This window comes from Methanolobus sp. ZRKC5 (assembly GCF_038446525.1).
Lineage (GTDB): Archaea > Halobacteriota > Methanosarcinia > Methanosarcinales > Methanosarcinaceae > Methanolobus.
Window position 1 is genome coordinate 1,428,356 of the sequence record NZ_CP151792.1, and the last position, 14,533, is coordinate 1,442,888.

Genomic DNA, 14,533 nt, shown 5'->3' on the forward strand with positions numbered 1-14,533 from the left:
GAATGAATAAGTTTTAACTCATTTCCTTTTTCTTCTTTTTTACAGTACAGTTTTCCTTTAGCATTGCCATCATGATTTGTTACAAAAAAGTTCTACGCAGCCGAATATTTATATATTCCAACAATAGATGCATATTATGCAGGAAAAAAGATATCAAAAGGGCTACTTCATGGCTATAGGCATTGCTATTGGCCTCCCCCTCGGGATTCCTATAGGCCTTATGTTAGGCATGATCGCTATGGGACCGGCAATTGGTGTAGCTCTTGGAGCAGGAATTGGAACATATCTTGAAAAGAAGTATAACCCGAATCCTTTACCAATGACACCTGAGCAGGAAGCTCAAAGAAAAAAAGTTGTTCTGGCACTTGGGGCAATCCTCCTGCTGGGAATTCTAATGTTTGTTGCTTTGTTGATGATAAGTTGAGATGAATAATATGCAGGGATCTAAAGTGATTACCTTCGGCTCAAATATCAGGAAATTGTGGAATACTATAATCTAACCTCTGTGAAAAAACTAGTTTTTTTTTCAATCCTGACATTTTATATTTGCGATGATTACTGGTTTTACAAAAAATGGAAATTCTTCAAAGCAAAAGACGAACTGAAAATAAGACCTTTTTGGAGATTGTTCCTTTCAATTTTCTATGTCGTGTACCTGTTCTCAAAGATAGAGGAGTTTACCTAAAATGTTATGAACTTCTATTGGGACAAAAACCAACCCATGGTTCCTGTCAAAACATTCAAAATATGACATATTGTTGCAATTATTCCTTTTGTTGCGCTCTTGATAGGTACTGTTGAAGGACTCGTTATTAATTTTCTGTATTGATTCAAGCCTGTATCTCTTTAAAAATACTAATCGATCCATCAGAAAATAATTCGATACTGACAGGAAATCAGGAATAAAAAAGATAGTTGGTGTGATCCATTACACACCAATCTGATTTTATTTGCGTTTGCCAAACATCACAGCAGCAAAGAGACCGAACAATCCCACTACCAGTTCAAATCCGGGACTGGATTCAGATGCCTGAGACCCGGCTTCTTCTGAAACTGCGTCCATTGATTCGATTTTTTTGAGCTCTTCATCACTTATCATCCTCTCACCAACGATCATAGGATCCCCGTCATACCCAAGAGCAGCGAAGTCCATGGCATCATCGTCAAGATGGCAATCTTTACATTGAAGAGCACCCTCTTTTGGTGCAACTTCATGATTTATACTTTCATACAGTGATGTTTCCACGAATTCATACTGACCACTGTAGGGCATATCTACATAATCCATACCTGCCTTGGATGCCCGGTCCCAGTCATATGCGACCCAGTAGGCGTCCTCGCCTCCAAAAAGGTCAGGGATTATGAGGTAGTTGTACTGTGCATCACTGATCTGTTTTGCAAGATGGATCTTGAATGGATATATCTTGGAATCCACATCATACCTGTCACCCAGTGGAGCAGTGAGAACAGTAACTCCTTCAGGATCTACTTCATCCCCAAGGTAATACTTATCAAAGCTACCATTGAACCAAGCATATGTTGGAGTTACATTCATTTCCCAGATAAACTCACCCTTCATCATGTTGTAAGTGGCTTTACCGTATTCATCCACAGGTACCGTATCAAGATCCTGTCCTGCTTTAGACCAGTCCCAGTACATCTTTGTTGGCACTTCCCGGGCAAATGCGGGTACGTGACAGGTCTGACAGGCAATGGAATCTGAGTGAGCGTCAAGGCGTTCTTTGAAAACTCCCTGATGCGGCGTGTCTCCATGACAATCAGAACACAAAACCCTGCATTCAGACCCCGGAACACCAGCAAAGCGACCTGCGACATTGTGTGCAGTCGTCTTGTGACAGTTCTGACAGTCAAAATCCATACCACCCATGTGAACATCAAGCTCTCTTGAAGGCTCAAGTAGCGCAGATGACATATCACCGTGCTTTACGTTGTCACCACCACCACCGAAGAAGTGGCAACTTCCTCCACATGTCTCACGTGACGGACTTCCTATACTCTGAGCTACGGCTACAAGATCAACAGAAGAATCAACAGCTCCTGCACCTGTGGGTATTTTCTTGTATGTACCTGTTGTCTCGTGACAGACCACGCAATCTATGTTCGATGCATTGGTGAAGTCAAAGGTCTTGTCCGCCCAGCCATACCCTGTGTGACAGGAAGTGCATCGTGGTTCATTTGAACCTATGGCTACACAGAAATTATTTATCACTGTGCGTTTACCCAATCCTTCGTGCGATTGTTCCTCACATCCACACTCTGAACATGTTGTCCAGAGCCAGTGAGTCGAATTCAGCATGTCTGTTGCCTGCTGGGAGTGACATGAAATACAATCTGCAGTCACATCCGGTCCTTCCTCGTATGGGCCGGTAAGGAACGAATGGTTCAGATACGCGGCAGAAGAGGAAAAGGACAAAGCTATCAAGCAAGCAAGCAAACAGGAAAACCCAACGTAAAAATTGTGTTTCATGTTTCAACCCCGGTATAAATTAAATAAAGTTAAGTCTACCTAACATAAGTACTATATAAACGTGAAATTTGCACCTATTTAAGTATTGTGTAATACTGTCAAAAGATAGTGAGTTAACAGTGTTAATAAAGTATCTTTTCGATACTTAATTAAAAGAGATAATATTGAAAAGCGAAAATGGAGCTAAAAAGAGAAGAACAGGAAAGTCAGAAGGAAAAGATCCGCCTTTTCAGATAGTACCTAGCACCCACTTAATGACCTTATCTTTCTCTTAGACCGAGTGTTCTTTTTTTTGAATATCAGGCAAACCTGCACAGGATATAAACTGATGCATATGATCCTTGTTCTTTAAGCATGAATAACTGCCAGTGTGTTGCTGAGAGTTGCAAGAAGACCAATAAATGATACAGAATACCTTGTGATGTTCCAGTAATACCTGTTTGCGTTCCTGTATACATGATATAAGAGGAACATGAACCCTATTTTGAGAGGAATCAGGGAAATGTAACCATAGGTCATGAATATTTCATAAAGAATAGGGTTACCTTCATAAAAATAACCTGTTTGCAGTGCATAAACTGTTGTTATAGTATCTCCTAAAACATAAAGGAGCAATACCGGTATAATATCTTTTAGAAAAGTCATATCAAGCCTACTTCATGCATGGATGATCGAATAAACAAAAGCATCAAGTAATGCCTCTGGATGGCTATAGTATAATCAGTTATCATATTTGGGTACCACCAAATTGTATTATTAGCTACGATGTAGTGTATCTTACAGATAACGTTTAAGTCTTCCCGCATAATTTTATAATGTACTAAAGATAAAATATTAGAAATAAATGACAGCTTCAGCTTTCCAGAACTGTTTATTTAGATAACGCACGAAAAAAAGATATAGAGGACAGAAATAATCTATTACTAAATTCAACAAAAACCCAGAACAACCATTTCCCTTGTTTGGTCGATCAGTTCCCTTATATTATCTTCCAGAAACTCATCATCAAGATCGCCACATTTAGCGCTTAAAGCCGCAAGATGTTCTATTGCTCCCAGCATCCCCACATCAAACTTGTAAGCATTTTCGGACTCATGAATTTTTTGAATCATTGTTAGCATCGTGTCCTCAGGCGTCAATTCAACCTCATTCACGTCACACAACATTTTCAGGTAGCTTTCAAGAGCTTTTCCAGCAATGATACCAGCATGAGGAAAGGACCCTTGTTCATACAGACTTTCTGCTTCTTCAAGTTCAGAATTTACCAGATTTGCTGTAACACTTCTCTGGCGATCGTTCCTTGCTAAAACGATACGATGTCCTACTGAGTGGATTATACTGACCTGAGCATCAAAACAGGCGATGAACACTTTTCTTAGATGTTTTTTCTCATTGGAGTTGCCAACAGGGTCTTTCAGACCGATGAGGGTCACTATCTTTTGGTGCAGCTCTGCAAGGTCTTCATGTTTTGATGTCCTGCCCGAACCTGCATATTCCTGAACAAGCTCCCGGCAGCTTTCATACCAATCTTCGTACCTCTGCAAAAGAGCACTTTGCAGAATCTCGTTCTTTGAATTTATCTCGCATATCCTGTATTCTACATTCGGCAATCCCGTAGAACCATCTTCAATAGGCTTCATCCTTTTTTGAGTGGTACCTCCCAGCAGATTCATATACATCTTTTCAATAAGATCGGCTTCTTTGATGTATGTGGCAATGTCTGGATTGGTCATAATAGTAGAATGGAAAAAATTGTATATAAATAAGGCGAATCAAACATGGCTTTTTTGGATAGCAAAATATTCTGCAAAAATTAAGATTATAGCCCAACCCCATGCATCTTCCTAAATTTTGAGTACATATACCATCAAAGACTATCACATCCATGTTTCTCGTAAAATTCCAGTGAAAGCTAAAAAGAACACTGGGGATTGACCATATTGCACGAAGAACATAAGTTATACAAAATTAACAGCTCGAATAGGTATATTAGTGGATTTTGCTTGGGTTTCCATTTACCCATAATGAAGGAAGTGATGAGGTAGTATGTGAGACTGTATAAAATTCCTTCAAAAAAAGATGGACAATGACTTATACCTCATTTCAGATATCAATATATAATCCAAATATGAAAAGAAAATGGCCACTTGCTAAAATAAATTGGTGGGTTGGTGGAACCCCATAATAAAGAAACTCTACTTTCAAAGGTTGGAGATGTACCAGATAGAAAGAGAAAGAAAAAAAGCATTGATTATGATGAAACATATTTAAGCTTCACCGTAGCTATGCTTGCGGTTTGAATAATTAGAACTGGTTCAAAGGGCATACTTTGATGCAGAGTCCACATCGAAGTCCACCAAGATCATTGAACATATACTCAGCACACTTTTCCCTGTGAATAATTCCTTCTTCTGTAAGGGCATCAACCGGACATATCTCGATGCACTTCATGCACTTACTGCATGCATCATTGACAAGTGGAAGTTCTATCTTTTCTTCAGAATCAAATGGTGCATCTGTCAGTATAGAAGTCATGCGTACTTTTGGTCCAAAATCTTTTGTAATCAGAAGATGGTTCATGCCAAAGTTTCCAATCCCTGCCTGATAAGCAGCATATTTGAAAGAAAGAACACCCTTTAGCGTCTCACGATCGGCATACCAGTAACCGTATTCGCTTCCCTCGCTCGGAGCAATTGTTGCCATATAACTTTCTTTTTCAATATGCTTAGCCAGCTGGAATGCAATGATTCTTAATGTGGCTGTAGCTGCCATAAGTGTATTTGTATATTCACCCCTGCCCTTGGGCAACGTTTCAAAAGCCCCCCGTGGTACAGAAACTCCCAGAACTATTACTGACTTCAACCCCTTCATTACATCCTGAGGTTTGTTTCCTGTATAATCTAAATTTTCAAAGCATGATTTGTCAGTGATACCAATAAAATCAGCACCCAGTTCAAAAGCCATATCCTTTATAATTTTTGTAAGATTGGTCTCTGTCATTTTTAATCTCCTTTTGAAAAGAAGTCGCTATATTTATAGGATAATGGTTGTAGATACAACTAACTTGCTGCATATAAATTTTACTATTTCCGGCTCTGTAGAAAACCTACCAAAATCAGTATTTGTGGACTTAATTTAACAAATTATATCAATATCATCGAGTACATTTTGAATAATTGCATACGGTTATTTGTCCCATAATTTAGAGGATTTCTACAGAGCCCTATTTCCCATTCCGCCAATTAAAGGAAAACTTCAAACATCATTTCAAAAAACCCATTTTTGCGTATAAATAATCTCGGATTTACAGCAGTCATGCAAACCCAAAGGAAAATAATTTCCTATTAGTTTGTATAATCGGAAAAATAAGTGTTATAAATTGACTAATTCCGCTTGAAACCTAGATTATATTCTAATCAGAACCATTGACAAACTTTATGAATTAATATACAACATAATAGGGCATTGTTAATTAAACATAGCTAGTTCTTTATTCCTATATTTCATCAAGAGCAAAACGGAGATTTTTAGCATTTCAAGACTTTTAGTATAACACTTTGACTTTCTCCTTAGTCTTGCCAGGAAATGCCTAAATATGCTGTTGTATCCTTCAACAGTATATGTTTCTGCTTTTGATCGAGTATGGATGTTTCTGGGGACTAACTTGGCATATGCCCTCCAATAATCCGTCATTACTTCCCCAACCTCTTTTGTCTTTAACTTTTTCCAGAGTTTTTGTCCTGTTTTTGTTCCTCTGCTGCCAAAAGAGCAATCGATGAATTTCTTCCCATATCTATCAACAGCAATCCATATCCAGCAGTAGTTTTTTTATTCCCAATATAAGTATGCATCTCGTCCAATTCCACAACAGAAATCTCATTTTCACTTTTTAGATCCTCTAATTCACTACCAAATTTTCGAATCCATTTTTGAACAGAAACATGACTAACGCCCAAAAAACGTCCAATTGAACGAAATCCCAACCCCTCCAGATAGAGTTGTAAAGCCTGTCGCTTAACAGATACGGGGCTAGCGGTGGATTTTATATCTACTGAATAGTTGTATCCACAATCATGGCATTTGTAGCGTTGTCGACCATCAATCCTACCGTTCTTCTTATGACTGGAACTCTTACACTTTGGACAATTCATATATAAAAAGAGGCCATCATATTATATAACGATGTTTAATTACCAAAGCCCATAATAGTTAATGGGGAGATTCAAATGTATACAGTCTACATTACGACACTGAATGGTTCATTCATAAATGTTGATAAAATAATTCAACTATATGTTACTGAATATGAGGGTGAAGAATACATAATGGCTATGTCTTCTGATGAAACATCGGACCCTATTTTAGAATATACAAGCAGTAAGGATGAATTAATTTCAAGCGTCATTTCTATAATAGCCAGTGCAAAAATTCAGTCTGAAACTCTTGGAAATGCTGTTATAATAGATGTAGCAGAACAACTGGAACAGAACTATGTTTAAAAAAGCTCCAATTATATGTTATCCACACACAATGTCTTAAATATCTTTCATGGACGATCCCATCGATAGTACCGACAGGGAAGATCAATTACCGCTCAAGTAAAACTTCAGTTTATTCATGTCCTTAATTCAAGATGATATGGAACATTGCTACACATCATACCGTTACACCTGTATTTCTAAAGCGAGGCAGCAACCCTACAACAACCAACCTCCTGCCAGTATCAAAACTCTGCTAATTGAATTTTGAGAAAAAATGCCATAGCAGGTATAATAATACATTCTTCCAGACACTCAAAGAGATTATGTTCATTTACCAATCCACTGGAAGAAAATTCAGGCTATCTCTTTTTGAGGAAAGTAGTCAGCCTGCAGTTTGTACATTTACGATTATTTCTTAGAAGTTGCCAAAATAAGTAGAGGAATGAAAATCCCAAAAAAGTAACCTGTATAGTGACCAACAGAATTGACAATAGCACCGTCCCGCATTATCTCTTGAGGAACCAGAACAGGCAGGATCAATATGTAATCTAAGGTTCCAATGAATAATCCCATAATGTACAATTGTTTGAAATTAGGAAAACATCTCAACCAATTCCTGACATCTAAATTCTTCTTGATAACTTCTGCAATGACATCCTTTTGCAGGTAGACCAATATCAATGCAAATGTAACTATGAATATGTACTGGAATAGTTGAGAGGGAATATTCCCAAGGACCAGTAAGAGATTCATAATAACTATCAGGAAAAGGAATGTGAGATCAATGCTCTTGAAGCAGTATTCTTTCAGAAATCTATAGACCACATATGTCAGATAGCCGAACAACGAGCTGACAGGTCCTGAAAAACCCTGATATGTTGTGTTAGGGCCAATCATGTTCATAGATACAATTGATATTATCCAGGGTAAAACCAGAAACATGAGTATCGAGTACACATAGAAGTTACGTTTATTTGTTTCAAGATTGAAAATTAAAAAACAAAGTGTTAGATAAGAAACTAAATTACCCAATAAATGTGTCAGGTCATTATGCACATAATTTGAGAGAAAAAGCGAATACAGTGTTATCTTTGAAGGGTACAGGATGAAATATGTTTCTTTCAGGCTGACAGGAAGATAAAATATGAAGACCAGAACTGCCGGAACCAGTAAAAAATAAAATAGCCAGTCACTCTTTTTCCAGTTTGCAGAAAACAAAGATGTTAAATAAAAACTTTCAATATGGCACTTTATAGACCCTGACATTTAAAATGTATTTTAATTTGACTGTAAATATGCTTTTGGGTTGATTCGTTACCAAATAAACTTTCACCAATAGCGATATAATTCAATATATCCAATAATAATATTGGGTGGGAGTTGGCATGTTTTATAAAATGGTATCAACTTCGTGGTTTAATAGCAGCATCTAGCTGAGCTTTAACACATTTTGCTGATTTTGCCCATGATATTAAAATCAACTGGGAGAGGGTTAAATATGAAAGCTAAAAGCCCGCAATTGGTCATATTGCTTGCTGCAATAATATTGGTAAGCATTACTTTTGTACTAATTGTGGACGCTACTCCAGAAAAATCTATGGAGAAATGGACTAAAGACCATATTGTAAAGAATGTTAAATTAACGCAGATATACAAGTATGAAGAAGGATACCTGGAAATAAATGAGATATATTCCGGTAATGAACTGAAGAAAAAGACAGGGATCGACAAATTTAACAAAGAGAAGAAGATCCCCCTAGAAACCGGAACTGTCATGATGAACAATGATGGGGATAAACTGACCGTTAAAGAGAATGAACTGATCCTGAAGACCAAAAAAGACGGGACTTTCAAGTTGGAAAAAGGAGAAGAAAAGGTTCACACGACAAAAACATCGCTGGTCATGACACTTGAGAGTGAACCATACCAATGGTGGGATGACTATAATGGTCCTCAGTGGACCTGGTCAAAGATACTCTGGTGGTATGTAAGGGAAGATCCGATAAATCTGATGTGGGGAGAGACTACTATATCCACAGTTGAAGGTGTGCTAGTGAATGAAGGTGACTGGGTTAGCAACCCATCGGAGTACACACATTATGTCTATGACCGGTCAGAACGGCGCTGGATAGCTGACGATGGTGTGGCTGAAAGCAGATATCGGATATTCGGTGGAAATCATACACGTTTGTGGGAAATATCTACAAATACAGATGTTGTTGTTATTGCAAATGCTCATTGTGATGATGGTGTTTTTGAATGGCCACTCGGCCACCAGGCCATTGACTACGAAGGTGTAGAAGAAGAGGTTGCCAGTTTTTACGATGTAGGCTGGACTGTTAGTCATGATGAGTGTTTCCTTGACAATGAATACACAAACAAGTACCGTGCATACAACGATGGGAATGCTACTGTGATAACTGCATCATGAGGTGGCCCATCCACCTTTTTTATTTTAGGGGAGTTTTATGGACAAAAACAGATCCATAGTATCAGCAGCAATTATAATCTTACATCCATTATTGCCTGCGTTGATGGACGTGGGATATAAGCTGTATTCTCCAATCATGGAAGATATAATATTGCATATCCTGATGACCACCATTATCTTCGGTGTCCCGGCAGCACTCATTATCTATTATGGGTACACTACAGGGGATGAGATGACTTCTACACTGTCAGGTGTCTTTTTGATCCCTCTCTACAACCTTTATTCAGATATCCTTCTGGAACTGTTAGACCCGCATTTCATAATGACAGGTACAGGTTACTGGTTGCAGATCACGACTTTCATTGATCTTGCAATCCCTGCTCTTATCTGTGGAGCAATGGGCTATTTTGCTTCAAAGAGGACAAGAGCATTTCTTTGGGTTTCGGTTTTTTTTGGAATGCTGCTTATTCTTATGTTCGTTCTCATCGATTGAGTAATTAGAATATCACCTAAGGCTAATCATTATTCTGCAAAACTTTATTTCAAAATCATAACCAACTAACTCTTCAAAAGGAAAAGGCTACTAAATCAAAAAAAAAGTACGTCCCGACCGAGAATCGAACTCGGGTCTAAGGCTCCGCAAGCCCCAAGGATATCCTCTACCCTACCGAGACGCTATGTGTCCTCTCCAACGTATTAATCCAATATAAAGATTATCAATGGAATGGAGGATTTGAGCTTGGAAAGGGAGTTATTCAGGGCTTGCAATCAATAACAGTTAAATCCTTCAAAAGTGATTACTAATCATGTCGATGACAATAGGACTTGCAGGGAAACCCAATGCAGGGAAATCCACATTCTTCAAGGCTGCAACACTGGCAGACGTGGAGATAGCAAATTATCCATTTACAACCATTCATGCAAACAAAGGAGTAACATACGTAAGGGCGGAGTGCCCCTGCGTAAGCCGCGACAAGCGTTGTGGCAACTGTTCTGATGGAATACGTTACGTTCCTATCGAGCTCATAGACGTGGCAGGTCTTGTACCTGATGCACATCAGGGGCGCGGGCTTGGTAACACCTTCCTTGATGATCTTCGTCAGGCACAGGCAATCATCCATGTGATCGATGCCTCAGGTGGCACTGACATAGAAGGTAATCCGGTTGATATCGGCGACCACGACCCACTTGGCGACATTGATTTTCTCAACCATGAACTCACCATGTGGATCTATAGCATCGTCAAGAGAAACTGGACCAAACTCTCACGCAAGATACAGGCGGAAGGACTCTCAATAGAGCACATACTCGCAGACCAGCTTGCCGGGGCAGGAGTGGATGAGCCACAGGTCAATGCCGCCCTTAACAAATGCAAACTGGACAGGAACCATCTTACTAAATGGTCCGATGAAGACATAATCAGTTTCTGTGACGCAGTCCGCATTCTGAGCAAACCAATGATAATCGCCGCCAACAAAACAGATGTTGCGCCACCGGAGAATGTAACTAACCTACAGGCACTTGACCAGATGGTAGTAGCCACAAGTGCGGCCGCGGAGCTTGCCCTGAGATCAGCAGCCAAGAGCCAAGCCATAAAATATGAACCAGGAGACAATGACTTCAGCATCCAGTCTGAAGAACTCAACGCCGCCCAGAAAAAGGGACTTGAGAACGTACGCACCCTTGTACAGAAAATGGACGGTACAGGCATACAAAAATGTATCAACAACGCTGTTTTCGAAATTCTCGACCTCATAATCGTCTATCCTGTAGAAGATGAAGGAAAATGGACCGATAAGAATGGAAGAGTACTACCTGATGCATTCCTCATGAAAAAAGGTTCAAATGCCCATGACTTCGCCTACAAGATCCATTCAGATATCGGAGAAGGATTCCTCTATGCAGTAGATGGGAAAACAAAAATGCGACTTGGAGAAAAGCACGAACTCAATGACGGGGATGTTGTTAAGATAGTTTCCACTGCAAAATAAAAACAAAATAAAGTGTCAGGATAATACATGAGCTTTGTAACTTCCATCTATGAGAAGCATTTACTACAGCAGGTCACGAAGTATCCCAGCCCTGAGCATGTTTCTCTGGCACTTTCTGAAACCGACCTGCTGGAAAAAGGCGGTTTCAGGAAAATAAAAGATTATATCCTCTGGTGCAAGCAACTTGGAATAAAGAGGACCAGTATCTACGTCGATGTACTGGACACCGAGGAAAAGCTCAAATCTGAAATGATAGAAAAGTTAACCGTGAAACTCAACGAGATCCTTTTAAAAATACCTAATGATATAGGATACGAGATATACGAAGAAAGCGGAAAAAGCTGCTCAAAAAAAGAAGGAAAAGGATTTCAAGTCTATGTTTCTGTTGGTTTTGGAGGACGCAGGGAAGTTACAAATGCAGTCATTTCCGTACTGAAAGATGTAAAAGAAGGGAAGATCAAAGCCTCAGAAATAAGCGAAAAAGATATCGAATCCCATCTGGTGATGAAACACGAACCTGACATATTCATTCGTTCAGGAGGAAAGCACCTATCTGATTTTTTGATATGGCAAACGGTCTATTCCGAATTTTACTTCACTGATGTCAACTGGTACAACGTAAGGAAACTGGATATAATCAGGATAATAAGGGATTTTCAAAAGCGTCAGAGAAGATTTGGTAAATAGATCAGATTTCCCTGCCCATTACAATGGCATTTTCATCAAGATAGTAGCCATCTATTTTTCCCTCAACCAGAAAACCATTATTTGAATAGAAAAGTTGAGCAGTTACATTAGACTCTCTCACTTCAAGCATCATTTTATTGAAGCCATAAAGCTTCACAAGGTCAATGCACCATTCAAGCAGTTTGCTGGCAATTCCCTGCCGCAGGCATTCCTTATGAACTGCAATGCTCTGTAAATGAGCTTTTCTTTTATCTTCTGATGACCCAACTATTGCATAACCAAGTACCCTGTCTCCCTCATAAACAAGAAAACCCGGATTACTAAGATGGGCCTTGAAAAGAAAATCCGGCCAGGGAACTTCAAAGGAACAATCCTCTATCTCAACAATTTCAGGAATGTCAGAAACCAATGCTCTTCGTATCATTGTATCATTGAATTTACTTTTTGGTCCTCTTCTCTGTGAGGCTTACTATTTATAGGATACATACTAAAAAGCTGCCGATGGTATACGGGGTCATTATATGTACAAAATGCAGGAAGAATGCACAGATCATTGAACTTGAAAGTTCAAAGACCACTCGTTGCCAGAGGTGCAGCGCAACACTAATGGTCAGAAAGTTGCGTATCTTCTTTTCATCAGAAGACCTTAACGAAGCAAGATCCTTCAGGACACAGGTACAGGCCAGTATAATAGAGAACGAAACATACACCATACAGGCTGAAAATGAGAGTGTTTCCAGAACCGAGCATCAGATATTTGGTGAGGAGATTGATGAAAAGGCTGCATGTTTTATTGACAAGCGAAAATGTCAGAAAATGAAAAATGCAGATGATTTAATACTTGAAGTACTCCAATCCAATAATAAACAGATGTTTTATGGTGATCTAAAAAAAATGGTCATAGCCAGGGACATTGATGAAGACAGATTTGATGACGTTATCAAAAAGATGATGCAGGCAGGAGAGATATACTCACCTTCAAAAGATGTTATCCGGCTTGTATAAGCTGGTCTGTTCTTCAAAAATAGATCAGATACATGGCGAGCATAATAATATTTAAAGAATATATTTAGTAGGAGTATACAAAAAATATATCTAAAAAGATGTATAATATGTAATGTCTGAATAGTTAACTTCCAATTAATAAATAATTTAATCAGGTATGAATATGTCCGATATAACCCTCGATATTGTGGAACTGCTACTTACAGCACAAATATATAGCAAATATCCCGAAATGGATGTGAGTGATCTGCCCAAGGATATACGTAAATATTACTGGAGCAGGGATCACAAAACAGTTCCAAAGCCTATAAGGGTTAGTGTTATTGATCTTGAAAAGATATTTGGTGTTGAGAACATAGATAACAGATCAGTATCAGTTCCTTTTGTCAAAATCGATGACATGGAATTTTCCGCAAAGATAACCGCTCTTGAAGTTGGAGCAGAATGGTTCCAGAAAAAAGATGAGAACCGGGAAAGAATATCACACAATCCGGTTCTTGCTTTTTATTACGAGAAAAATAAAACCGATGGTGCAGACTACACCAGTGCAAAATCAAAGGTCAGGCCAAAAGAAGTTGACAGAGAATGGATAGAGTCTCTGATAGCAGATATTGAAAAGGAGGAAGGCGGACCTGATATGCTAAAACTGGTACAGATCAGCGCGCCGGAGGATATACGCCAGACAATGAAAGACTTTATTCTTACACATGAACAGGAAGAAGAAACAAAGAAGATAGTCAAGGCAATACAATACAGGGACTACCTCAAGCATATTGGTCTTTATGACGTAGGTAAGATACTAATGGTCGGCCCTCCCGGAACAGGTAAGACATCACTTGCAAAAGCAATGTCAGAGCACCTTTCAAGTCCTTTTGTGGAGGTCAGGCTCTCAATGATAACAGATCAGTATCTGGGAGAGACTGCGAAGAATATAGACAGGGTTTTTTCACTCGCCAAAAAACTAAGTCCGTGTATACTTTTTATTGACGAATTTGATTTTGTCGCAAAGACGCGTTCGTCTGATGAACATGCAGCCCTTAAAAGAGCCGTGAACACCTTACTCAAGGCCATTGATGACATCAGCCTTACAACAGACGGTGTGCTTCTTCTGGCTGCGACAAACCACCCCAAGATGCTTGATTCTGCTGCATGGAGACGTTTTGATGAAATTATGAAATTCCCGTTGCCTGATGTGGACATGCGCAAGAAGATACTTGACATTGTTACAAAAGAGATCAAAGGAGACTTTGATACAGCGGAAATGGCAGCTCTGACACATGGTTATAGTGGTTCGGACCTGCGCATGGTCATCCGAGAAGGAGTGCTTACTGCACTTGTAACAGAGAGAACCGAGCTTACACAAAAAGACATGCTCAATGCAATCGCAGCATTCGATGAGAGAACGGTCATCAAAACCAATGAATATGAAGATTGAGCAAATGCAGGACAA

16 protein-coding genes and 1 tRNA gene are annotated in these 14,533 nt (G+C 39.1%); 9 read left to right on the forward strand and 8 right to left on the reverse strand.

Going from position 1 to position 14,533, the window contains the following annotated elements; genetic code table 11:
- Positions 1–136: 136 nt before the first annotated feature.
- Positions 137–424, forward strand: coding sequence for a hypothetical protein (locus tag WN948_RS07010; protein WP_342306288.1), 288 nt, complete (start codon positions 137–139; stop codon positions 422–424).
- Positions 425–946: 522 nt separating this feature from the next.
- Here the strand turns inward: WN948_RS07010 and WN948_RS07015 are convergent.
- From WN948_RS07015 to WN948_RS07025, 3 genes are all read right to left on the reverse strand, one after another.
- On the reverse strand, positions 947–2,488 hold the full coding sequence (locus tag WN948_RS07015; RefSeq protein WP_342306289.1) for a tetrathionate reductase family octaheme c-type cytochrome: 1,542 nt from the start codon (positions 2,486–2,488) through the stop codon (positions 947–949).
- 348 nt (positions 2,489–2,836) lie between these two features.
- Positions 2,837–3,133, reverse strand: coding sequence for a DUF5658 family protein (locus WN948_RS07020; protein WP_342306290.1), 297 nt, complete (start codon positions 3,131–3,133; stop codon positions 2,837–2,839).
- 284 nt (positions 3,134–3,417) lie between these two features.
- Positions 3,418–4,221 carry a hypothetical protein gene (locus tag WN948_RS07025; protein WP_342306291.1) on the reverse strand — a complete coding sequence of 268 codons (804 nt, stop codon included), beginning with the start codon at positions 4,219–4,221 and terminating at the stop codon, positions 3,418–3,420.
- Positions 4,222–4,656: 435 nt separating this feature from the next.
- Between WN948_RS07025 and WN948_RS07030 the strand changes: the two genes are divergently transcribed.
- Positions 4,657–4,788, forward strand: a complete 132-nt coding sequence (locus tag WN948_RS07030) for a hypothetical protein (protein ID WP_342306292.1) — start codon at positions 4,657–4,659, stop codon at positions 4,786–4,788.
- Positions 4,789–4,792: 4 nt separating this feature from the next.
- Here the strand turns inward: WN948_RS07030 and WN948_RS07035 are convergent, their stop codons facing one another.
- The gene (locus tag WN948_RS07035; RefSeq protein WP_342306293.1) at positions 4,793–5,488 is read right to left on the reverse strand and encodes a 4Fe-4S binding protein; all 696 of its coding nucleotides are present in this window, start codon (positions 5,486–5,488) and stop codon (positions 4,793–4,795) included.
- 468 nt (positions 5,489–5,956) lie between these two features.
- A protein-coding gene (locus WN948_RS07040; RefSeq protein ID WP_342303728.1) for an IS1 family transposase occupies positions 5,957–6,639 on the reverse strand; the annotation gives its coding sequence in 2 pieces (ribosomal slippage) (positions 5,957–6,310 and positions 6,313–6,639; 681 coding nt in all).
- A 75-nt stretch (positions 6,640–6,714) separates the two neighbouring features.
- Between WN948_RS07040 and WN948_RS07045 the strand changes: the two genes are divergently transcribed.
- Positions 6,715–6,987: a hypothetical protein gene (locus WN948_RS07045; protein ID WP_342306294.1), complete on the forward strand. Its 273-nt coding sequence runs from the start codon at positions 6,715–6,717 to the stop codon at positions 6,985–6,987.
- Between the two features lie 390 nt (positions 6,988–7,377).
- On the opposite strand, the gene WN948_RS07050 is transcribed toward WN948_RS07045, so the two are convergent.
- Positions 7,378–8,235 carry a rhomboid family intramembrane serine protease gene (locus WN948_RS07050; RefSeq protein WP_342306295.1) on the reverse strand — a complete coding sequence of 286 codons (858 nt, stop codon included), beginning with the start codon at positions 8,233–8,235 and terminating at the stop codon, positions 7,378–7,380.
- A gap of 232 nt (positions 8,236–8,467) precedes the next feature.
- Between WN948_RS07050 and WN948_RS07055 the strand changes: the two genes are divergently transcribed.
- Positions 8,468–9,400: a hypothetical protein gene (locus WN948_RS07055; RefSeq protein ID WP_342306296.1), complete on the forward strand. Its 933-nt coding sequence runs from the start codon at positions 8,468–8,470 to the stop codon at positions 9,398–9,400.
- Between the two features lie 37 nt (positions 9,401–9,437).
- Complete coding sequence (locus WN948_RS07060) at positions 9,438–9,893, forward strand: hypothetical protein (protein ID WP_342306297.1); 456 nt, start codon at positions 9,438–9,440, stop codon at positions 9,891–9,893.
- A gap of 109 nt (positions 9,894–10,002) precedes the next feature.
- On the opposite strand, the gene WN948_RS07065 is transcribed toward WN948_RS07060, so the two are convergent.
- A tRNA-Arg gene (locus WN948_RS07065) sits at positions 10,003–10,074 on the reverse strand.
- 132 nt (positions 10,075–10,206) lie between these two features.
- On the opposite strand from WN948_RS07065, the gene WN948_RS07070 reads away from it, so the two are divergent.
- Together WN948_RS07070 and WN948_RS07075 are read left to right on the forward strand one after the other, a co-directional pair.
- A complete protein-coding gene (locus WN948_RS07070) occupies positions 10,207–11,391 on the forward strand; it encodes a redox-regulated ATPase YchF (protein WP_342306298.1) in 1,185 nt (394 codons plus the stop codon).
- Between the two features lie 27 nt (positions 11,392–11,418).
- Positions 11,419–12,078, forward strand: a complete 660-nt coding sequence (locus WN948_RS07075) for an undecaprenyl diphosphate synthase family protein (protein WP_342306299.1) — start codon at positions 11,419–11,421, stop codon at positions 12,076–12,078.
- A gap of 1 nt (position 12,079) precedes the next feature.
- Here WN948_RS07075 and rimI read toward each other — a convergent pair whose 3' ends face one another.
- Complete coding sequence (gene rimI / locus WN948_RS07080; RefSeq protein ID WP_342306300.1) at positions 12,080–12,502, reverse strand: ribosomal protein S18-alanine N-acetyltransferase; 423 nt, start codon at positions 12,500–12,502, stop codon at positions 12,080–12,082.
- 77 nt (positions 12,503–12,579) lie between these two features.
- On the opposite strand from rimI, the gene WN948_RS07085 reads away from it, so the two are divergent.
- Both WN948_RS07085 and WN948_RS07090 read left to right on the forward strand, forming a co-directional pair.
- A complete protein-coding gene (locus WN948_RS07085; protein ID WP_342306301.1) occupies positions 12,580–13,083 on the forward strand; it encodes a hypothetical protein in 504 nt (167 codons plus the stop codon).
- A 163-nt stretch (positions 13,084–13,246) separates the two neighbouring features.
- Positions 13,247–14,518 carry an ATP-binding protein gene (locus WN948_RS07090; RefSeq protein ID WP_342306303.1) on the forward strand — a complete coding sequence of 424 codons (1,272 nt, stop codon included), beginning with the start codon at positions 13,247–13,249 and terminating at the stop codon, positions 14,516–14,518.
- Positions 14,519–14,533: the final 15 nt, after the last annotated feature.